Source organism: Micromonospora sp. BS32 (assembly GCF_059089345.1).
Genome location: NZ_JBSSHR010000004.1, coordinates 155,457 through 173,387, shown reverse-complemented (window position 1 = coordinate 173,387; position 17,931 = coordinate 155,457). Strand labels below are relative to the sequence as shown.

Genomic DNA, 17,931 nt, shown 5'->3' with positions numbered 1-17,931 from the left:
CCCCGGTCACGGCACGAGGTTACCGTGTGGTCACAACGCCCTTTGGGATCGTTAAGTTCTCGGATTTCATTTCAGGTGGCGTCGGCCTGCCCGCCGGACGCTGGAAGGAGCACATCCATGGCCGCTGTCGGTCGCCCCCGCCGGTCCTGCCTCGCCGTGCCGGGTTCCAGCGTCAAGATGCTCGGCAAGGCCCAGGGCCTTCCCGCGGACCAGGTCTTCCTCGACCTGGAGGACGCGGTCGCCCCGCTGGCCAAGCCGGACGCCCGCAAGAACATCGTGGCCGCGCTGAACGACGGCGACTGGGCCGGCAAGACCCGGGTGGTCCGGGTCAACGACCTGACCACCCCGTGGACCTACCGGGACGTCATCGAGGTGGTCGAGGGCGCCGGGGCGAACCTGGACTGCATCATGCTGCCGAAGGTGCAGAACGCCGCCCAGGTGCAGTGGCTGGACCTGACCCTCACCCAGATCGAGAAGACCCTCGGCCTGGAGGTCGGCCGGATCGGCATCGAGGCGCAGATCGAGAACGCCGCCGGCCTGGTCAACGTCGACGCGATCGCCGCCGCCTCGCCGCGGGTCGAGACGATCATCTTCGGCCCGGCCGACTTCATGGCCTCGATCAACATGAAGTCGCTGGTGGTCGGCGCGCTGATCCCGGACTACCCGGGCGACCCCTACCACTACATCCTGATGCGGATCCTGATGGCCGCCCGGATGCACGACAAGCAGGCCATCGACGGCCCGTTCCTGCAGATCCGCGACGTGGACGCGTTCCGCGAGGTGGCGAAGCGCTCGGCGGCGCTCGGCTTCGACGGCAAGTGGGTGCTGCACCCGGGCCAGATCGACGCCGCGAACGAGGTCTACCAGCCGGCCCAGGCCGACTACGACCACGCTGAGCTGATCCTCGACGCGTACGAGCACTACACCTCGGAGGCGGGCGGCAAGCTCGGCGCGGTGATGCTCGGCGACGAGATGATCGACGAGGCGTCCCGGAAGATGGCCCTGGTGATCTCCGCCAAGGGGCGTGCGGCCGGGATGACCCGCACCTCGACCTTCACCCCGCCCTCGGAGTGACCGCCACGCCGCCCCTCGCCGGGGCGGGGTGACGAAGGGGCCGTCCCGGCGCGCCGGGACGGCCCCTTCGTGCGTCAGAAGTCGCTGCTACTGCTGCTCGAGTCGCCGTTGGCGATGGCGAGCACGATGACGACCACGTAGAACGCGATGAGCAGCAGCATCAGGCCGGTGAGGATCCAGCCGACGATGATGGCCGCCTTCGCCATCCCCTCGCCGCCCTCGCCGGTCTCCCGGATCTGCTTGCGGGCCACGTGGCCGAGGATCGCGCCGACCGGCGCGGTGATGCAGGACGCGATGCCGACCAGCGACAGCACCAGCGCGGCGATCGCCATGCTGTTCGTCTTCGGCTGGGCCGCGTAGCCGTACGAGGGGTAACCGGGCGCTGGGTAACCGGGCGCTGGGTAGCCCTGCGTCGGGTACGCCGCCGCGGCGGCGTACGGGTCGGTGGGAGCGGCCGGCGGCCCGGAGTACGGCGCGGCCGGGGCGTACGGGTCCTGGCCGGTCGGCTGGGCCGGAACGGGCTGGCCGCTGACCTGCAGGGTCGGGTCGGCCGCGGGATCGTGCCAGCCGCCGGAGGGCGGGGGATAGGTCATGAGATCTTCTCCGTCGCATGTGGGTGCGCCGTCAGGGTAGCCAGACCGAACCAGAACGGATGTCCCCCGTGGTGCCGCGTTGCCCGGGCCGCTCCCAGGGGGCAGGATCGCGGCATGGCTATCGACGCGCGTGGCGTGGACCTCTCCGACGGCGGACCGAGGCGGGTCGGGTCGGGCCGGCGCATCCCCACCGCCGGCCACAACGGCCAGGACGAGCCGGTGCCGGTCTCCGATCCGGTGACCATGCGGCTGGACGGCAAGATCGCTCTGGTCACCGGCGCGGGCAGTCCGGACGGCATCGGGTACGCGACGGCCCGCCGGCTGGCCGACCTGGGCGCCCGGGTCGCCATCGTCTCCACCACCCGCCGGATCCACGAGCGCGCCGGCGAGCTGGGGGTGACCGGTTTCGTCGCCGACCTCACCGACGAGTCGGAGGTGGGCGCGCTCGCCGACGCGGTCACCGAGCAGCTCGGCGACGTCGAGGTGCTGGTGAACAACGCGGGCCTGGCCAGCCGGGCCAGCCCGGAGGTGCTGCGCCCGGTGGCCCAGCTCAGCTACGACGAGTGGCGCGGCGAGATCGACCGGAACCTGACCACCGCCTTCCTGTGCAGTCGCGCCTTCAGCAGCTGCATGTCCGAGCGGGGCTGGGGACGGATCGTCAACCTGGCGGCGACCGCCGGCCCGGTCAACGCGCTGCCCACCGAGGCGGCGTACGCGGCGGCGAAGGCCGGGGTGGTCGGGCTGACCCGCGCGTTGGCGATGGAGATGATCGCCGACGGGGTGACCGTCAACGCGGTCGCGCCCGGCACCATCTACACGGCGGCTTCCACGATGGCCGAGATCAAGCAGGGCCTGGGTACGCCGGTCGGCCGCCCCGGCACCCCGGACGAGGTGGCGGCGGCGATCGCCTTCCTCTGCTCGCCGGCCGCCTCGTACATCACCGGCCAGATGCTGGTGGTGGACGGCGGCAACAGCGTCCGCGAGGCGCAGTTCCGCTGACGATCAGTTGTAGGTGTTGCCGTTGTCGGAGCCGGCCCAGATCGCGAAGCCGATCCAGCCGCAGCAGGCCAGCAGGCCGAGCACCGTGAAGACGTAGCTGAGGATCAGGCCCCAGGTGGCGAGCTGGTCGCCCTCCTCGCCGGTCCGTCGGATCTGGCGCTTCGCCAGGTGGCCCAGCACGATGCCGGCCGGGGCGAAGACGAACGCGAAGACCAGCGACAGGATCGCCATGACGTTGGTGCCCCCGCCGCCGGGCGGGGGGCCGTACTGGCCGTACGGGCCCTGGGGCGGGTACGGCGGCTGCTGTCCCCACTGCGGGTGCTCGGGCTGACCCCAGCGGGGCTGCTCGGGCTGGTCCCACTGCGGCTGGTCCGACTGGCCGGACGGCCGTTCGTAGGGCGACGGGGGCTGCTCAGGCTCGCCCGGTGGTGGATGACTCACGTCCGCTCGCCCCCTCCGCCACAGGTCAACGCGGCTCTCTCTTGCGGACGCTACCCGTAGCGGTGAACCTTTTCACAGCGGTTGTGTGGACTGGTCACCTTGGCTCGGCAGGCCGGGGGGCCGATACTGACCGAGCGTTCAGTTACCCACGAGTAATGCGCCGATTCCCCGGAGGCTGAGATGGCCCGACTCGCCCAGACGCCCGGCCTGACCGATGTGCAGCGGTCGATCCTGGAAACAGTCCGGGAGTTCGCGGACAAGGAGATCATTCCGCACGCCCAGCGGCTGGAGCACGCCGACGAGTACCCCACCGACATCCTGGACGGGATGCGCGAGATGGGACTCTTCGGCCTCACCATCGACGAGGAGTACGGCGGCCTCGGCGAGAGCCTGCTGACGTACGCCCTGGTGGTCGAGGAGCTGTCCCGGGGCTGGATGTCGATCTCCGGCATCGTCAACACCCACTTCATCGTGGCGTACCTGATCTCCCAGCACGGCTCGGCCGAGCAGAAGTCCCGGCTGCTGCCGAAGATGGCCACCGGCGAGGTGCGCGGTGCCTTCTCGATGTCCGAGCCGGAGACGGGTTCCGACGTCTCGGCGATCAAGTCGAGGGCCGTCCGCGACGGCGACAACTACGTGCTCAACGGCCAGAAGATGTGGCTGACCAACGGGGCGTACTCCTCGGTGGTGGCGACCCTGGTGAAGACCGACACCGGCGCCGAGTCGGTCTACGGCAACATGAGCACCTTCCTGCTGGAGAAGGAGCCGGGCTTCGGCGAGACCGCCCCCGGCCTGACCATCCCCGGCAAGATCGACAAGATGGGCTACAAGGGCGTCGAGACCACCGAGATGGTGCTCGACGGGGTCACCGTCCCCGACTCGGCCATCCTCGGCGGCGCCGACAAGGTCGGCCGCGGCTTCTACCAGATGATGGACGGCATCGAGGTCGGCCGGGTCAACGTCGCCGCCCGGGCCTGCGGCATCTCCATCCGCGCCTTCGAGCTGGGCGTCGCGTACGCCCAGCAGCGCAAGACCTTCGGCCAGCCGCTCGCGAAGCACCAGGCGATCGCCTTCAAGCTCGCCGAGATGGGCACCAAGATCGAGGCCGCGCACGCGCTCATGGTCAACGCCGCCCGGCTCAAGGACGCCGGCCAGCGCAACGACGTCGAGGCCGGCATGGCCAAGCTGCTCGCCTCGGAGTACTGCGCCGAGGTCGTCCAGGAGGCGTTCCGCATCCACGGCGGCTACGGCTACTCCAAGGAGTACGAGATCGAGCGGCTGATGCGGGAGGCCCCGTTCCTGCTCATCGGCGAGGGCACCTCGGAGATCCAGAAGACCATCATCTCCCGCGGCCTGCTCAAGGAGTACAAGCTCTGATCCGGCGTACGCCGGTCACCCGCCGGCCGGCTCGACAGCCGGCTCCGGCGCGGTGACCGGCCCGCCCGCCAGCACGTGCGGGCGGAACCGGTACTCCTCGATCGCGGCCACCAGCCGCTCCTCCGGCACCGCCGTGTCCCGGCCCCCGACCACCGGCGCCGGCTCCAGCGACCCCCACCGCACCGGGCGGAGCCGCACCCCGTCGATCCGGCCGTCGCTGCGGTGCGGGATCACCCGGTCGATGTTCGCCCAGTCGTACGCCCGGCGACCGTGGCGGATCCCACTGGCGGTCAGCGCCACCCGCCCGGTGAACCGCGCCTCCTCGTAGGTGGCCCGTCCGAGTCCCGCAGCCAGGCCGAGGACGAGCACCGTCCGCGCGATCCGCCCCCACCCCTGGTCCGTCGGAACCAGCGAGATCACCACCAGCGCGGCCGCACCCATCCAGACGAGATCGGCGCCGAGGTCGACCCACCCGGCCAGCGAACGACGGGCCACCAGTCCCGGCTCGACCGCGTCCCGGCCGGCCACCCGTGCGCTCCAGACCAGCCGGCGATCCCGCCGGGGCCACCAACGCCGCTCCAGCGCGCGGGCGCCGATCAGCAGCCAGACCACGCCCTCGACCCCGTCGAAGTCGAACCGATCGCTGCGCAGCAGCGGCATCGCGACCACCCCGGCTGCCGCCGCGGCCGCCGCGAGGGCCAGCAGCCGCCGACCCCAGAGCCCGTCACCGAGCGGGGGGATCCGGACCGTCGGCGGGAAAGACATGCGCGCAGGGTACGACCACCGGGCCAACCTCGCCGCGAGGCCGGTCGTCGCCCGAACCGGTCCCGGCGGTCAGGGCAGGCGGGTGAGGTTGCCCGCGGCGCGTTCGATGATCAGGCAGCGGTCCTCGACGTAGTCCATGCCGGCCTCCTCGGCGATCCGCCGCGCCTCGGCGGAGACGATGCCGAGCTGCAACCAGACCGCCGGTGCGCCGATGGCCGCCGCCTCCCGTACCACCTGCACGGCGTCCCGGGCGGGCCGGAAGACGTCCACCAGGTCGACCGGGTGCGGGATGTCGGCCAGCGACGGGTACGCCTTCTCGCCGAAGAGTTCGTCCACCGTCGGGTTGACCGGGATGATCCGCCAGCCGTACCGCTGCATCTGGAACGGCACGCTGTGGGCGGCCTTGCGCGGGTCGCGGGACGCGCCCACGACGGCGATCACGGCCGAGTCGGCGAGGAGCTGCTGAGCGGTACGCACCGGCCGACTCTAACCCGACCGGTCAGCCGCCACCGCCGAGTGCCGCCCGCAACCGGGCGTACTCCTCGGCGGTCCCGATGTCGGCGCGCGCCTCGGGGTGGGTCAGGTAGTGCCGGATCGCCCCGGCGATCTCCGTCGGCGCGCTGTCCACGTCGCGGACGACCACCAACCCACCGCGGCGCCCCAGCCCGCTGCTGGTGACCAGCTCCGGGCGGACGATCGGCAACGTGAGAATCCCGGGTTCCCGCGGGAACCCGACCGGTCCCGCCGGGTCCAGCGCGGCCCACGGCACGAACCGCTGCCTTTCGGTACGGCGATGGGCGATCCCGTCCGGGGTCAGCTCCACGCCCGGCACCCGCCGCCACAGGATCAGCCCCAGCACGGTCGTCGCCAGCCCGGCCACCACGAAGAACGGCCAGCGGTCGTCCATCGGCCGGAGCAGGGAGTCGGCGGCCTGGTAGGCGAAGAACCCGACCACGGCGGGGGCGAAGCCGACCTGGGCGCGGGGTGGCGCGAAGAAAGCCCGCGCGCCCTCGTCGACCCGCAGCTCGGCGGTGCTCGGCCGCCAGCGGAGGTGACGCAGGACGATGCCGATGAACAGGACGAGGGGCGCCGCGCTCAGCAGCGCCAACGGGTCGTCGAGCCGGTCCGCCAAGTCCCGCGGGAGTGCCGCGCCCAGACCGACGGCCAGCGCCACCACGACAGCGATCCGTTGCCGGCGCAGCGCCGCCCCGATGATCTCCCGCATCCCCGGCACGGTAGACCCCGCCGGCTACAGCAGCGAGAGCTGCTCGGCCGCCGGTGGTGGGGGTGGCTCCGGCAGTCGCCGGTTGTCACCGTGTTCGCCCCGGTGCAGGCCGTGCCGGCGGGCCGCGATCCGCACCCGCGCGGTCAGCTCCCGCTGGTACGCCTGCGGCGCGTACGCGCCGGAGCGGTAGAGCTCGCGGTAGCGGGGGACCAGGTGCGGGAACTCGCGGCCCAGCCAGTGCGCGTACCACTCGCGGGCGCCGGGGCGCAGGTGCAGCGCCATCGGGGTCACACTGACCGCCCCGGCGGCGGCGATCGCAGCCACGGTGGCCTCGATCGACTCGTCGCGGTCGCTGAGCCCGGGCAGGATCGGCGCCATCAGCACGCCCACCGGGAAGCCGGCGTCGGTGAGCTGGCGTACCGCGTCGAGCCGGCGGCGTGGACTCGGTGTGCCCGGCTCGACCGCCCGCCACAGCGCCTCGTCGACGAAGCCCACCGAGTACGACACGCCGACCCGGGTCACCTCGGCGGCCTGCCGCAGCAGCGGCAGGTCCCGCAGGATCAGGGTGCCCTTGGTCAGGATGGAGAACGGGTTGGCGAAGTCGCGCAGCGCCTCGATGATCGGCGGCATGAGCCGGTAACGCCCCTCGGCCCGCTGGTAGCAGTCCACATTGGTGCCCATTGCGACGTGCGCGCCCCGCCAGCGCGGGGCGGCCAGCTCCCGGCGGACCAGCTCGCCGGCGTTGACCTTGACGATCACCTTGCGGTCGAAGTCCGCCCCCGCGTCGAGGTCGAGGTAGGTGTGGGTGTTCCTGGCGAAGCAGTTGTGACTCACCACGCCGTTGGCGATGAAGTCGCCGGTGCCGGTGGTGATGTCCCACAGCGGCAGTTCCAGCCCGAGTGGTTCGACGGCGGTGACCCGGAGTGCCGCCCGGCACTTCAAGGCCGCGCCTTCGATGTCCCGCTTGCGGGTGATGGCCGGGTCGGTGAGGTGAAAGAACCGCAGCCGCTCGGGAAGCCCACCGGTCAGCCGGATCTGGCGGACCCGGTTCGGCCGTCCGCGATCCTCCAGCACCGTGTGAAAGCCGAAGCGGTGGAACGCCTCGGAGAGGTGGTCGAGGATCTCGTCGTCGCCGTTGCTGATCCGAAAGACGCCCCGGCTGCAGCTCCCCTCGGCATCGAAGATCCCGGCGAGGAAGCCCAGCCGCCAGTCGTCGCTCGGCCGCTCGGGCCAGCGGACCAGGTCCGTGACGGCTGCGATGTCTCGCTGCCGCGTGGTGCGGATCGCGTGCACCGCCCGTCGGGCAGCGGTCGCCGGCGCGAAGAGGAAGCGACTCGTCGGCACCCCGAAGCCGGAGAGGAAGAGTTCACTGCGGCGTAGTGCCTCCGCGTCGGCGAGCGCGAGCCGGAATCGGTGGACGACTCCACCTGGGTAGCGGTAGGTGCCGAGGTGGGCGTCGCCGCGAACCATCCCGCAGAGGTAGCCCCGCCGGTAGTCGGTCGAGTCCTTCGGGGCGGCGGCGAACTGGCCGGTCCCGATCAGGCGGTTGTTGGTGGTCAGGTAGGGACGCTGACCGACGCCTTGCATCATGCCGGTGACGTACTTCCAACCCCGCTCGGAAAGGAAGCGGTGGTCGCCGCTGGCCACCAGCGTGGTGCCGTCCGCCAAGGTCAACCGGTAGGCCGGCTTCACCGTCGACCACTTGGCCAGGACCGTGGTGACCACATAGCGGCGGTACGCCCCCCGCCGCTCGGTCCCGTAGATCCGGTCGCCGGGCTCCAGCTCGCTGATCGGCCTGGTCCGCCCGTCGGCCATCAGGATCGGGGTCTCCCCGGCCAGGCAGTAGACGCAGGCATGGGTGCAGCCACGGTACGGGTTGATCGTCCACTCGAACGGGACGCGGGACTCGCCGGGCACCCGGTTGATGATCGACTTGGCGCGGACCTCATAGAAGGTCATGCCGGCGAAGCCGGGGGTGTCGAAGGTGCGGGCGATCGCGCCGGGCAGCGCCAGCGGCAGGGGTGGCGTCGCTGGCGCTGACCCGTCGGGATGCCCCTCGTCCGGGGGAGCGGAGAGGTTCTCCCAGCGCATGGGACTATTCGAACACGTGTACGAAGAGAGCGCAAGCGGACACGACGACGGCTGGGCCCCGATCGAGAGCCCAGCCGTCGTTCGATAAAGATCAGTGCTTGTGGTCGGCCAGCTGCTTGCGGACGTCGTCCATGTCGAGCGCCTGGACCTGCTCGATCAGGTTCTCCAGGGCCGACTCGGGCAGCGCGCCCGGCTGGGCGAAGACGATCACGCCGTCCCGGATCGCCATGATCGTCGGGATGGACCGGATGTCGAACTTCGCGCCCAGCTCCTGCTGGGCCTCGGTGTCGACCTTGCCGAAGGTGATCTCGGGGTGCTTCTCCGAGGAGCGCTCGTAGACCGGGGCGAACCGCTTGCACGGACCACACCACTCGGCCCAGAAGTCGACGAGCACGATGCCGTCGCTGGCGGTCACCTCTTCGAAGTTGGCCGTGGTCAGCTCAACCGTTGCCATTGCTCTCTCCGATCAGCGCGGATTGCGTTTCGTCCCATAGAACCAGGGTCGGCCCCTTCAAATTCCCGGGCCGGCCGGGCCGAAACCGGCCGTGGGTCGTCCGCCCGCGATCACGCCCATCGAGTGGCATCGGCCGCTCCCGTCCTGCGGACCGCAAGTGCGTGACGCATTTGCGTGACGAGCCGTGATGGGAGCGTTCCCAAGGAGATCGCGGGGGGCGGGTGTTACGCTGCGGTAATTTCCGCACTGACGAGGGCCTATCCGACCTGCGGAGATCGCCGATCACCCGGACGCCTGTCACGGAGCGTGATGTCACAAAAAGGTAAATGTGACGTCCATCTCTGTCCGTCCGACGTTCCCTGCGGCAGAATCGTCCCCATCAGAGCGTGGGCGGCGGGTGCCGGGGAGGGCCCCGCCGCTCATTGCGTCTCCCCCCGGTTGCGCCCGGTGTGACATTTCCTCACCACCCGCGCCCCGGCCGTCGACTTAACAAGCGGTAAGGCATGCTGTGCCGAACTCCATCGCCGCCCGTCGAAGGGGACCAAGGATGCAGTTCGGCCGCTACTACGAGGAGTTCGAGGTCGGCGCCGTCTACCGGCACTGGCCCGGCAAAACGGTCACCGAGTACGACGACCACCTCTTCTGCCTGCTCACCATGAACCACCACCCGCTGCACATGGACGCGCACTACGCCGAGACGTCGAGCCAGTTCAAGCGCAACGTGGTGGTCGGCAACTACATCTACTCGCTGCTCCTCGGCATGTCGGTGCCGGACGTCAGCGGCAAGGCGATCGCCAACCTGGAGATCGAGTCGCTGCGGCACGTCGCCCCGACGTTCCACGGCGACACCATCTACGGCGAGACCACGGTGCTGGACAAGCGCGAGTCCGGCTCGAAGCCCGACCGGGGTGTCGTCGCGGTGGAGACCCGCGGCTACAACCAGGACGGCACGCTGGTCTGCGTCTTCCGCCGCAAGGTCATGGTCCCCAAGCGGGAGTACGCCGCCGCGGCCGTGCCCGACGGCGTCGACCCGGAGCGGCCGAGCTTCCCCGAGCCACGCTGACCGGGAGCACGCGTACGACGTAGGGCCCCGCCCCGCCGGGTATCGGTGGGACGGGGCCCTTTCCGCGTTCCGCGTCATATGCTGACGCCGGAGGTTCCCATGAGCCACTCCCTCGCCGGAGAGCCGCCCTCTGCCGGACGCCGTGCCGCACCGCTGACCACCGCCGTCTACTCCGCCGCCGAGTGGGATCTACTCACCACCCTGCCCGGCCGGGTGCTGGTGGCCGCCGTCTCCCCGGCGCCGGGCCGACCGTCCCGGGACGTCGGCGCCGGCCTCGCCGGCCTCGACGCGGTGGCCGCCGGCCGGGCCTTCGACAGTGATCTGGTCCGGGCCGTGGTGGCCGCGATCTACGCCCGGCACGACGGGACCTCGCCGTCGGTCGAGCAGCTGGCCGACCTGGTCGACCTGCTGGCCGCCTGCCGGGCCGCGACCCGGGTGCTGCGCCGCCGCGCCGACCCGGCGGACTCCGCCGCGTACCGGCAGTGGGTGCAGTCGGTGGCGGCCCGGGTGTGCCGGGCCGGACCGAGCGCCGGATCGGTGTCGGTGAGCCTGTCGCCCGCCCCCGCCGACCAGCGGTTCCTGGACCGGCTGGGCGGAGCGTTGGAGCTGCGGTGAGCGGGCCGCGGCCGGGGGTCGGGGCGGCGCGGGGCCGCTCGGGCCGTACCCTCTTGTGACCGTGACCGAGGACCAGCTCGACGTGGGTGTCGGCCCATGGCCCGGCGACCCGCCGGACGACCCGCGCTACGACCCCGAGCTGCTCGCCGCCGGCGACCGGCGCAACGTGGTCGACCGCTACCGGTACTGGCGACGGGAGGCCGTCGTCGCCGACCTGGACACCCGCCGGCACGACTTCCACGTGGCGATCGAGAACTGGCAGCACGACTTCAACATCGGCACGGTCGTCCGCAACGCGAACGCCTTCCTCGCCGCCGAGGTGCACATCGTCGGCCAGCGCCGGTGGAACCGCCGGGGCGCCATGGTCACCGACCGGTACCAGCACGTCCGGCACCACCCGACGATCGAGGAGTTCGTCGGCTGGGCGGCGGAGCGGGAGCTGCCGGTGGTCGGCATCGACAACCTGCCCGGCTCCCGGCCGCTGGAGACCAGCACCCTGCCCCGGCGGTGCGTGCTGCTCTTCGGCCAGGAGGGGCCGGGCCTCTCCGACCCTGCCCGGGCGGCCTGCGACCAGCTCATCTCGATCGCCCAGTACGGCTCGACCCGCTCGATCAACGCCGGGGTGGCCAGCGGGATCGCCATGCACGCCTGGATCAGGGCATACGCCGGGCCGCCGCCGGGCTGAGCCCGTACCCATCGTGCGCGGGGGAAACGGCCGCTCCGCTTGACGGTTGGTCGGCACGGGTCCACGGTGGGGATGTGAGTGTCGTGGTGAGTTGTCCGAGGTGTGCCGGTCCCGTTCGGCTGCCGGACCTGATGCACGCCGAGTCGCGATGCGTGCGGTGCGGCCCGGTCGCGCCGCTGCACGTGCCCGAGCACGTCGACGCCGACATCGTGGCGAGCGTGGTCGAGCGGGTCGCGGCCGCCGCGCCGACGGAGCGGCCGCCCCTGCCGGTGTGGTGCCCCTGGCCGCTGCCTCCGGGGTGGACGGTCACCGGGGTGGCCTGGGCCGGTGACGAGGCCGCCGGGGTGCGGGCCACCGCGGTGGCCTGCGCCGGGCCGGCGCCGCTCGGGGGTGGGCCGGCCGACCTGGTTCTGATCGCCGAGGAGCCGGGGGTGGGGCTGGGCGCCCGCTTCGCCGGGGTGTCCGGGCCGGACCCGGGACCCGAGTTGGCCGAGGCGTTGACCGCGCCCGCGGTCGGGCAGCCGGAGCACGTGGAGCCGGCGCGGATCCGGGTGGGCGGGCATCCGACTCCACTGTGGTTGGTGAATTCCGCGACGGATCGAAGCGCGTACGCCGGCGAGGCTCGGGGAATGTGGCTCCATGCGATAGCCTGGCCGGCGAGCGCGGGTCACCTCCTCGCGGAAGATGTCGTCCTGCACGACCTCACCGAGTGGACTCCGCCCGAGCTCGTGTACGGCGCACCGTCCCCGTACCTGCACGGAAGGGCGTGAGAAACCCTCCCGGGCTTGTCGGGGAACGGGCGCAGACGCAGATATTCACTGTACGACACCATACTGATACTCTGGGTGCTGCTGCGGTATTCGGACCCGGCGCCGCGCGAGAGGATGGCCCGCCATGGCTAAGAAGGTCCTCACCTGGGCCGGCATCGCGTTCTTGATCTTCTTCGTTGCGTACCGGCCAAACTCCGCTGCGGACGTCTTCAAGTCGCTCGGTGGCGGCATCATGGACATCGCCCAGGGCTTCGGCGACTTCTTCACGAGCCTCGTCGCCTAGCCGCCCATGGGCAGCCCCTCCGGTCCCCCCTTCGACCCCGACGATCCCGACCGGGAGCGCCGGGAGCGCGACACCGAGCCCATCCCGAGATACCGGGACGAAGGGCCAGGCTTCGGCTCCGGCGCGGGCCTCTCCGACGGGCCGTCCCTGTCGGACGGTGCCGGCTACGGGGACGGGCCGGGCTACGCCGGTGAGGGCCGTTCCGGTCGGGCCTGGGTGCGTGACCCCGAGGCGGGCTACCAGCAGCCGGTCATCTCCGAGGACGAGCTGGCCGGGCTGCGGGCCGACGCCCAGGGCATGGCGCCGCGACGGGTGCTGCCGCTGGAGGACGAGCCCAGCTCGCTCGTCGCCCGCTACCTCTTCCCCACCGAGCGCTACCGGGGCGAGTGGAAGCGGCACTGGATCCACCTGACCACCCCGATCCTGATCGGCATCGGGGCGACCTTCGTGCTCGGCTACCTCTCCGGCTTCCTCGCCGGGCAGGACGTCGGCGCGCTCACCACGATCGCGGTGCTGCTCTGGTTCGCGATCATGGGCTGGGTCGCCTGGCGGGTCGCCGACTGGTGGTACGACCGCTTCATCCTGACCAACAAACGGGTCATGGTGGTCAACGGCATCATCACCCGGCGGGTGGCCATGATGCCGCTGGTCCGGGTCACCGACATGAAGTACGAGCAGTCCCCGACCGGCCGCGCGCTCAACTACGGCACCTTCGTGCTGGAGTCCGCCGGTCAGGAGCAGGCGTTGCGCGAGATCAAGAATCTGCCCAACCCGAACGAGCTCTACCTGCGCGTCGTCGAGGAGATGTACGAGCCGCAGGCGGTCGAGGCGCGGCTGGGCAAGGAAGCCGACGAGGCCAAGGCCGACGACGGGGCGTGAAGGTTTTCGTCCGTTCATCGGATGAACAGCGCACCATTTGCCGTGGCACCCTGCGAGGACGGGGTGGAGGTGAGCGGTGGCCGATCGGGATCCGCTGGAGGAGGAGTTCCGCGAGTTCGTCGCGGCGCGTTCCGCTGCGCTGCTCCGCACCGCGTACCTGCTCGCCGGGGACTGGGCCACCGCGGAGGACCTGCTCCAGACCGCGCTGACCAAGACGTACCTGGCGTGGAAGCGGCTCGGCGGGATCGAGGCGATCGAGCCGTACGCCCGGCGGGTCATGGTCAACACGTCGACCAGTTGGTGGCGGCGGCGCTGGAACGGTGAACGGCCGACCGAGGTGCTGCCCGAGCGGGCCGGGGTCGACGAGATCGAGCAGCAGCTCGACCGGGACGCGCTCTGGCGCCATCTGACGGCGTTGCCGGCGCGGCAGCGGGCGGTGCTGGTGCTCCGCTTCTACGAGGACATGTCGGAGGCCCAGACCGCCGCGCTGCTGGAGATCTCGCCCGGCACCGTGAAGAGCCAGACCTCCCGCGCCCTCGCCACGCTGCGCAAGCGGCTGGGCGGGCAGGCGCTGCTCGACCTGCCCGCGGAGCCGGCGGCCACCCCGTCCCGGCCCACGACGAGCGCCGGCCGACGAGCCGCCACGACCACGGCCACCGGGGCCCGGTCCGCGCCGGCCACCACCACCGGTGCCCGGCCCGCTTCGGGCGGCGCGACGGGTGCCCGGCCCGCGTCCGCCGTCGACGGACCGCGTGTCCCGGCCGCCGTCGCCCCGGCCGTGCCCGCCCGCCGCCCCGCCGCGCCCGCGAACCGTCCCCGACCGCCCGTCCCGGCCCCGACCACGGCCGTCCCGGCGGAGACCCGATGAACTCCACCACGCCGGACAACCGGACCGAGGGTCCCGAGCGTCCACTTGCTGTGACGCAGGACGACCTGGAGCGGGCGCTGCGGGAGACGCTCTCCCGCCGGGTCGCCGTACCCCCGCCCCCGGCGTTCGACCCGGCCGGCCAGGCCATCCGGCGGGCCCGGCGGGCGCGGCGCCGCACCACGGTCGCCGGCCTGGCCCTGGCCGGGGTCGCCACGGCCATGATCACCGCCGGCACCGCCCAACTCGGCGGCCAGGCCGGCCGCCCCGACACCCCCACCGTGGTGCTGGGCGACCCGCGCGACACCGACACCTCCGGGTGGCCGGTCGCCCCCGTCCCGCCGGCCCGGCCGGCCGGCGGCACGGTGGACCTGATCAACGGCACGGTCCTGGTCAGCGAGGGGAAGAGCTACGAGCTGGGCGTCGGCCCGGCGGAACGGGCGCAGCGGCTGCCTGACCACACCGGCTGGCTGGTGGTGAGCGCGACGACCACGGCGGGCCGTACCCTCTGGTTCCTGCCGACCGGCGGTGCGCCACGGGCGCTCCTGGCCGGCGCGGAGGAGATCGCCGTCGCCCCGGACGGCCGGCAGGTGGCCTGGCGCGACGGTGGCCGGCTCCTCGCCGCCGGCATCGTCGCCGGCCAGCTCATCGCCACGGTCCAGGCGAACGACCCGGCGGGCGTGGTGCCGACCCGGTTCGTCGGCGACTGGGTGCTGGTCCGTCCCGCCGCCGGGGGCTACGCGCTGTGGCGGCCGGGCCCGGGCAACACCCCGGGTACCAACCATCCCGACGTCCTCGACGTCTACGGGGAACGCCCCGACGGTCGGCTCGTCGGCCTGATCCGCTCCGCCGGCCGGTCCTGCCCGGCGCTGCTCTCCGCCGACCTCACCCCGGTCGCTGTCCGCTGCGGCCCGGCGCTGGCCGGCGACGGGCGGGGCGGCGTCTCCGCCGACGGGCGCTGGTTGCTCGCCAACGGCCGGATCGCGTCATCGGACGGCGCCCTCCTGGTCGACCTGGCCGGGGTGACACCGGTCGCCTGGCCGGCGGGGCCGGTGATCAGCGGTGCGGTGGCGTGGACCGGCGCGCAGAGCGCCGCGTACGTCGACCGCTCGGGCGCGCTGGCCCAGCTCCGCCCCGATCTGGTGCTGGCCGGGGAGCGTGCCAGCACGACGCTGGTCGGCGGCGGGCCGGACGCCCGCCCGGTGCTGGTCACCGGCGACTCCTGACCGGACGCTCCGGCGCGCTGCCGGCCGGCCCGGTAGCGTCGGGCGATGACCACGCGGATCGACCTGCACGCCCACTCCACGGCCAGCGACGGCACGCTCAGCCCGGCCGAGCTGGCGCGCGCCGCCGCCGAGGCCGGGCTGGACGTCGTGGCGATCACCGACCACGACACCACCGCCGGCTGGGACGCCGCCGTGGCGGCGCTGCCACCCGGCCTGTCGCTGGTCCGGGGCGCCGAGCTCTCCTGCCGCTGGCACGGGGTGGAGCCGGCGGTGCCGCTGCACCTGCTCGCGTACCTCTTCGACCCGGCGCACCCGGACCTCGTCGCCGAGCTGGAGCGGGTACGGGCCGCCCGGGAGGTGCGCGGGGAGCGGATCGTCCGGCTGCTCCAGGCCGACGGGATCGACATCAGCTGGACGCAGATCATCACCGCGGCCGGCGGCGGGACGGTCGGCCGCCCGCACATCGCCGCGGCGCTGATCCGGGCCGGCCTGGTGGACAGCACCACCGAGGCGTTCGCCCCGGACTGGCTGGGTGAGCGGTACCGGCTGCCCAAGGAGGACATCGACGTCTTCCGGGCCGTCGCGCTGGTCCGCGCGGCCGGCGGCGTACCGGTCTTCGCCCATCCGCGGGCGACTCGGCGGGGACGGATCGTGCCGGACGAGCTGATCGTCGAGCTGGCCGCCGCCGGGCTGGCCGGGCTGGAGGCCGACCACGAGGACCACTCGCCGGCCGAGGCGGCCCACGTCCGCGCGCTCGCCGCCGAGCTGGGCCTGCTGGTCACCGGGTCGTCGGACTTCCACGGCACCCACAAGACCGTCCGGCTGGGCGCCCACACCACCGCCCCCGAGGCGTACGAGCGGATCGTCGCGGCGGCCTCCGGGGTGACCGAGGTCGCTTCCGGCTGATCCGCGTTTCCGCTCTCAGCGGCGCGACTACGGTTAGCCGGTGGATCTCAAGCTCTTTGGTGAGGTCTTCGTGACCCTGCTGGTGATCGTCGACCCGCCGGGCATGATGCCCATCTTCCTTGCCCTGACCGGACCCCTGGCCGCCCGGGATCGCAACCGGGCCGCCTGGCAGGCGGTCGCGTTGGCGCTCGGGGTGATCGTGATCTTCGCGGTGGCCGGCCAGACGCTCCTCGACTACCTGCACGTCGACCTGCCCGCGCTCCAGGCCGCCGGCGGCCTGCTGCTGGTGCTGGTCGCGCTGGAGCTGCTGACCGGCAAGGCCGACGACCCGAGCCAGCAGGCCACCTCCAACATCGCCCTGGTGCCGCTGGGCACCCCGCTGCTGGCCGGTCCCGGCGCCATCGTGGCCACCATGCTCTTCGTCCAGCAGGCGGACGGGTTCAACGACTTCTCGGCCATCGCCGCGGCGATCGTGGCGGTGATGGTGGCCGTCTGGATCGTGCTGCGCTTCTCCGGCGGCATCGTGAAGATCCTCCGACCGGGCGGGATCGAGGTGCTCACCCGGATCGCCGGCCTGCTGCTGGCCGCGATCGCGGTCCAGCTCATCGCCGACGCGGTGGCCGCCTTCGTCACCCAGTACGTGAACATGGCCTGACGCCCGCCGGTGCACAGGTGGCGGGGATGTCGTACCGGGATGGCAGGATCGGGTCCGTGCGACGACCCGTGGGTGCGCCCCGACCCCGTTCCGGCCAACCCGAGCAGCTCGGCTTCGACGGGATGCCGGAGCGGCTCTTCGTCTGCACCCCCAGCAAGCTCGGCGCCTACGAGGACTGCCCGCGCCGCTACCGCTACTCCTACGTCGACCGTCCCGCCCCGCCCAAGGGGCCACCGTGGGCGCACAACTCGCTCGGCGCGAGCGTGCACACCGCGCTGAAGAACTGGTACGCGCTCCCCGCGGACCGGCGCCGACCGGAAGCGCTCGCCGGGCTGCTCAAGGGCACCTGGGTCCGCGAGGGCTACCGCGACGACGAGCAGGAGCGTGCGGCGTACCGGCGGGCGCTGGGCTGGCTGGAGGCCTACGTCGCGACGCTGGAGCCGGACGCCGACCCGCTGGGCGTGGAGCGGGTGGTCGCGGTCAAGACGGCGGTGCTGGCCTTCAACGGCCGCACCGACCGGATCGACTCCCGCCCCGGCCCGGCCGGCCCCGAGCTGGTCATCGTCGACTACAAGACCGGCCGCGCCGGGCTGGACGGCGACGACGCGCGCGGCTCGCAGGCGCTGGCGCTCTACGCGTACGCCGCCGAGCGGACGTTCCGCCGGCCGTGCCGCCGGGTGGAGCTGCACCACCTGCCCACCGGGACGGTCGCCGCGCATGACCACACCGAGCAGTCGCTGGCCCGTCAGCTGTCCCGGGCCGAAGAGACCGCCCGGGACATCATGGCCGCCGAGCGGGCCGTCGCCGACGGCGCCGACCCGGACGAAACGTTCCCCGCGGTGGCGGGGACCCGCTGCGGCTGGTGCGACTACCGGCGCGGCTGCCCGACCGGCGCGCAGATCCAGGGGCGGGACCCGTGGGCGGCGATGGAGCGGCCGGCCACGCCGGCGGAGTGAGCCGGGCGC

At 72.6% G+C, this 17,931-nt stretch carries 21 protein-coding genes; 14 read left to right on the top strand and 7 right to left on the bottom strand.

The genetic code is table 11. From position 1 onward, the window contains the following. Positions 1-117: 117 nt before the first annotated feature. Complete coding sequence (locus tag AC5RWQ_RS08460) at positions 118-1,074, top strand: HpcH/HpaI aldolase/citrate lyase family protein (RefSeq protein ID WP_494282167.1); 957 nt, start codon at positions 118-120, stop codon at positions 1,072-1,074. Between the two features lie 74 nt (positions 1,075-1,148). Here AC5RWQ_RS08460 and AC5RWQ_RS08455 read toward each other — a convergent pair whose 3' ends face one another. After that, positions 1,149-1,667 carry a DUF4190 domain-containing protein gene (locus tag AC5RWQ_RS08455; protein ID WP_494282166.1) on the bottom strand — a complete coding sequence of 173 codons (519 nt, stop codon included), beginning with the start codon at positions 1,665-1,667 and terminating at the stop codon, positions 1,149-1,151. A 114-nt stretch (positions 1,668-1,781) separates the two neighbouring features. Between AC5RWQ_RS08455 and AC5RWQ_RS08450 the strand changes: the two genes are divergently transcribed. Further along, complete coding sequence (locus AC5RWQ_RS08450; RefSeq protein WP_494282165.1) at positions 1,782-2,666, top strand: SDR family NAD(P)-dependent oxidoreductase; 885 nt, start codon at positions 1,782-1,784, stop codon at positions 2,664-2,666. A 3-nt stretch (positions 2,667-2,669) separates the two neighbouring features. Here the strand turns inward: AC5RWQ_RS08450 and AC5RWQ_RS08445 are convergent, their stop codons facing one another. Continuing rightward, on the bottom strand, positions 2,670-3,107 hold the full coding sequence (locus AC5RWQ_RS08445) for a DUF4190 domain-containing protein (RefSeq protein WP_494282164.1): 438 nt from the start codon (positions 3,105-3,107) through the stop codon (positions 2,670-2,672). Between the two features lie 180 nt (positions 3,108-3,287). Between AC5RWQ_RS08445 and AC5RWQ_RS08440 the strand changes: the two genes are divergently transcribed. Next, positions 3,288-4,484 carry an acyl-CoA dehydrogenase family protein gene (locus AC5RWQ_RS08440; protein ID WP_334488493.1) on the top strand — a complete coding sequence of 399 codons (1,197 nt, stop codon included), beginning with the start codon at positions 3,288-3,290 and terminating at the stop codon, positions 4,482-4,484. 15 nt (positions 4,485-4,499) lie between these two features. On the opposite strand, the gene AC5RWQ_RS08435 is transcribed toward AC5RWQ_RS08440, so the two are convergent. From AC5RWQ_RS08435 to trxA, 5 genes are all read right to left on the bottom strand, one after another. Then, positions 4,500-5,249, bottom strand: coding sequence for a hypothetical protein (locus AC5RWQ_RS08435; RefSeq protein ID WP_494282163.1), 750 nt, complete (start codon positions 5,247-5,249; stop codon positions 4,500-4,502). Positions 5,250-5,318: 69 nt separating this feature from the next. Further along, positions 5,319-5,726, bottom strand: a complete 408-nt coding sequence (locus AC5RWQ_RS08430; protein ID WP_334488488.1) for a CoA-binding protein — start codon at positions 5,724-5,726, stop codon at positions 5,319-5,321. Positions 5,727-5,748: 22 nt separating this feature from the next. Further along, on the bottom strand, positions 5,749-6,474 hold the full coding sequence (locus tag AC5RWQ_RS08425; RefSeq protein ID WP_494282162.1) for a hypothetical protein: 726 nt from the start codon (positions 6,472-6,474) through the stop codon (positions 5,749-5,751). 24 nt (positions 6,475-6,498) lie between these two features. Next, positions 6,499-8,565, bottom strand: coding sequence for an intein-containing Rv2578c family radical SAM protein (locus tag AC5RWQ_RS08420; protein ID WP_494282161.1), 2,067 nt, complete (start codon positions 8,563-8,565; stop codon positions 6,499-6,501). A 91-nt stretch (positions 8,566-8,656) separates the two neighbouring features. Then, positions 8,657-9,019, bottom strand: coding sequence for a thioredoxin (gene trxA, locus AC5RWQ_RS08415; protein WP_334488482.1), 363 nt, complete (start codon positions 9,017-9,019; stop codon positions 8,657-8,659). A gap of 547 nt (positions 9,020-9,566) precedes the next feature. Between trxA and AC5RWQ_RS08410 the strand changes: the two genes are divergently transcribed. From AC5RWQ_RS08410 to AC5RWQ_RS08360, 11 genes are all read left to right on the top strand, one after another. Continuing rightward, entirely contained in the window at positions 9,567-10,082 is a 516-nt protein-coding gene (locus AC5RWQ_RS08410) for a MaoC family dehydratase (RefSeq protein ID WP_334488479.1), read from the top strand. 99 nt (positions 10,083-10,181) lie between these two features. Beyond that, complete coding sequence (locus AC5RWQ_RS08405; protein ID WP_494282160.1) at positions 10,182-10,697, top strand: hypothetical protein; 516 nt, start codon at positions 10,182-10,184, stop codon at positions 10,695-10,697. 61 nt (positions 10,698-10,758) lie between these two features. Further along, entirely contained in the window at positions 10,759-11,382 is a 624-nt protein-coding gene (locus AC5RWQ_RS08400) for a TrmH family RNA methyltransferase (RefSeq protein ID WP_494282159.1), read from the top strand. Positions 11,383-11,456: 74 nt separating this feature from the next. Further along, a complete protein-coding gene (locus AC5RWQ_RS08395) occupies positions 11,457-12,152 on the top strand; it encodes a DUF6758 family protein (protein WP_494282158.1) in 696 nt (231 codons plus the stop codon). A 124-nt stretch (positions 12,153-12,276) separates the two neighbouring features. Beyond that, on the top strand, positions 12,277-12,435 hold the full coding sequence (locus AC5RWQ_RS08390; protein ID WP_334488470.1) for a hypothetical protein: 159 nt from the start codon (positions 12,277-12,279) through the stop codon (positions 12,433-12,435). 6 nt (positions 12,436-12,441) lie between these two features. Next, positions 12,442-13,314 (top strand): PH domain-containing protein, encoded by an 873-nt coding sequence (locus tag AC5RWQ_RS08385; protein WP_334488467.1) that lies wholly within the window; start codon positions 12,442-12,444, stop codon positions 13,312-13,314. A 76-nt stretch (positions 13,315-13,390) separates the two neighbouring features. Continuing rightward, a complete protein-coding gene (locus AC5RWQ_RS08380) occupies positions 13,391-14,182 on the top strand; it encodes a SigE family RNA polymerase sigma factor (protein ID WP_494282157.1) in 792 nt (263 codons plus the stop codon). Then, the gene (locus AC5RWQ_RS08375) at positions 14,179-15,405 is read left to right on the top strand and encodes a hypothetical protein (RefSeq protein ID WP_494282156.1); all 1,227 of its coding nucleotides are present in this window, start codon (positions 14,179-14,181) and stop codon (positions 15,403-15,405) included. Before AC5RWQ_RS08380 ends, AC5RWQ_RS08375 begins: the two co-directional genes overlap by 4 nt. 45 nt (positions 15,406-15,450) lie before the next feature. After that, positions 15,451-16,311 (top strand): PHP domain-containing protein, encoded by an 861-nt coding sequence (locus AC5RWQ_RS08370; RefSeq protein WP_494282155.1) that lies wholly within the window; start codon positions 15,451-15,453, stop codon positions 16,309-16,311. A 40-nt stretch (positions 16,312-16,351) separates the two neighbouring features. After that, positions 16,352-16,966 (top strand): MarC family protein, encoded by a 615-nt coding sequence (locus AC5RWQ_RS08365; RefSeq protein WP_494282154.1) that lies wholly within the window; start codon positions 16,352-16,354, stop codon positions 16,964-16,966. 26 nt (positions 16,967-16,992) lie between these two features. Continuing rightward, positions 16,993-17,922 carry a RecB family exonuclease gene (locus AC5RWQ_RS08360; protein WP_494282153.1) on the top strand — a complete coding sequence of 310 codons (930 nt, stop codon included), beginning with the start codon at positions 16,993-16,995 and terminating at the stop codon, positions 17,920-17,922. The last annotated feature ends 9 nt before the right edge of the window (positions 17,923-17,931 follow it).

Bases quoted from the DNA above. Each gene is read 5' to 3' on its own strand.
- AC5RWQ_RS08460 (WP_494282167.1), top strand. From the start codon at position 118: ATGGCCGCTGTCGGTCGCCCCCGCCGGTCCTGCCTCGCCGTGCCGGGT.
- AC5RWQ_RS08455 (WP_494282166.1), bottom strand. From the start codon at position 1,667: ATGACCTATCCCCCGCCCTCCGGCGGCTGGCACGATCCCGCGGCCGAC.
- AC5RWQ_RS08450 (WP_494282165.1), top strand. From the start codon at position 1,782: ATGGCTATCGACGCGCGTGGCGTGGACCTCTCCGACGGCGGACCGAGG.
- AC5RWQ_RS08440 (WP_334488493.1), top strand. From the start codon at position 3,288: ATGGCCCGACTCGCCCAGACGCCCGGCCTGACCGATGTGCAGCGGTCG.
- AC5RWQ_RS08435 (WP_494282163.1), bottom strand. From the start codon at position 5,249: ATGTCTTTCCCGCCGACGGTCCGGATCCCCCCGCTCGGTGACGGGCTC.
- AC5RWQ_RS08425 (WP_494282162.1), bottom strand. From the start codon at position 6,474: ATGCGGGAGATCATCGGGGCGGCGCTGCGCCGGCAACGGATCGCTGTC.
- AC5RWQ_RS08420 (WP_494282161.1), bottom strand. From the start codon at position 8,565: ATGCGCTGGGAGAACCTCTCCGCTCCCCCGGACGAGGGGCATCCCGAC.
- trxA (WP_334488482.1), bottom strand. From the start codon at position 9,019: ATGGCAACGGTTGAGCTGACCACGGCCAACTTCGAAGAGGTGACCGCC.
- AC5RWQ_RS08410 (WP_334488479.1), top strand. From the start codon at position 9,567: ATGCAGTTCGGCCGCTACTACGAGGAGTTCGAGGTCGGCGCCGTCTAC.
- AC5RWQ_RS08405 (WP_494282160.1), top strand. From the start codon at position 10,182: ATGAGCCACTCCCTCGCCGGAGAGCCGCCCTCTGCCGGACGCCGTGCC.
- AC5RWQ_RS08390 (WP_334488470.1), top strand. From the start codon at position 12,277: ATGGCTAAGAAGGTCCTCACCTGGGCCGGCATCGCGTTCTTGATCTTC.
- AC5RWQ_RS08385 (WP_334488467.1), top strand. From the start codon at position 12,442: ATGGGCAGCCCCTCCGGTCCCCCCTTCGACCCCGACGATCCCGACCGG.
- AC5RWQ_RS08375 (WP_494282156.1), top strand. From the start codon at position 14,179: ATGAACTCCACCACGCCGGACAACCGGACCGAGGGTCCCGAGCGTCCA.
- AC5RWQ_RS08370 (WP_494282155.1), top strand. From the start codon at position 15,451: ATGACCACGCGGATCGACCTGCACGCCCACTCCACGGCCAGCGACGGC.
- AC5RWQ_RS08360 (WP_494282153.1), top strand. From the start codon at position 16,993: ATGTCGTACCGGGATGGCAGGATCGGGTCCGTGCGACGACCCGTGGGT.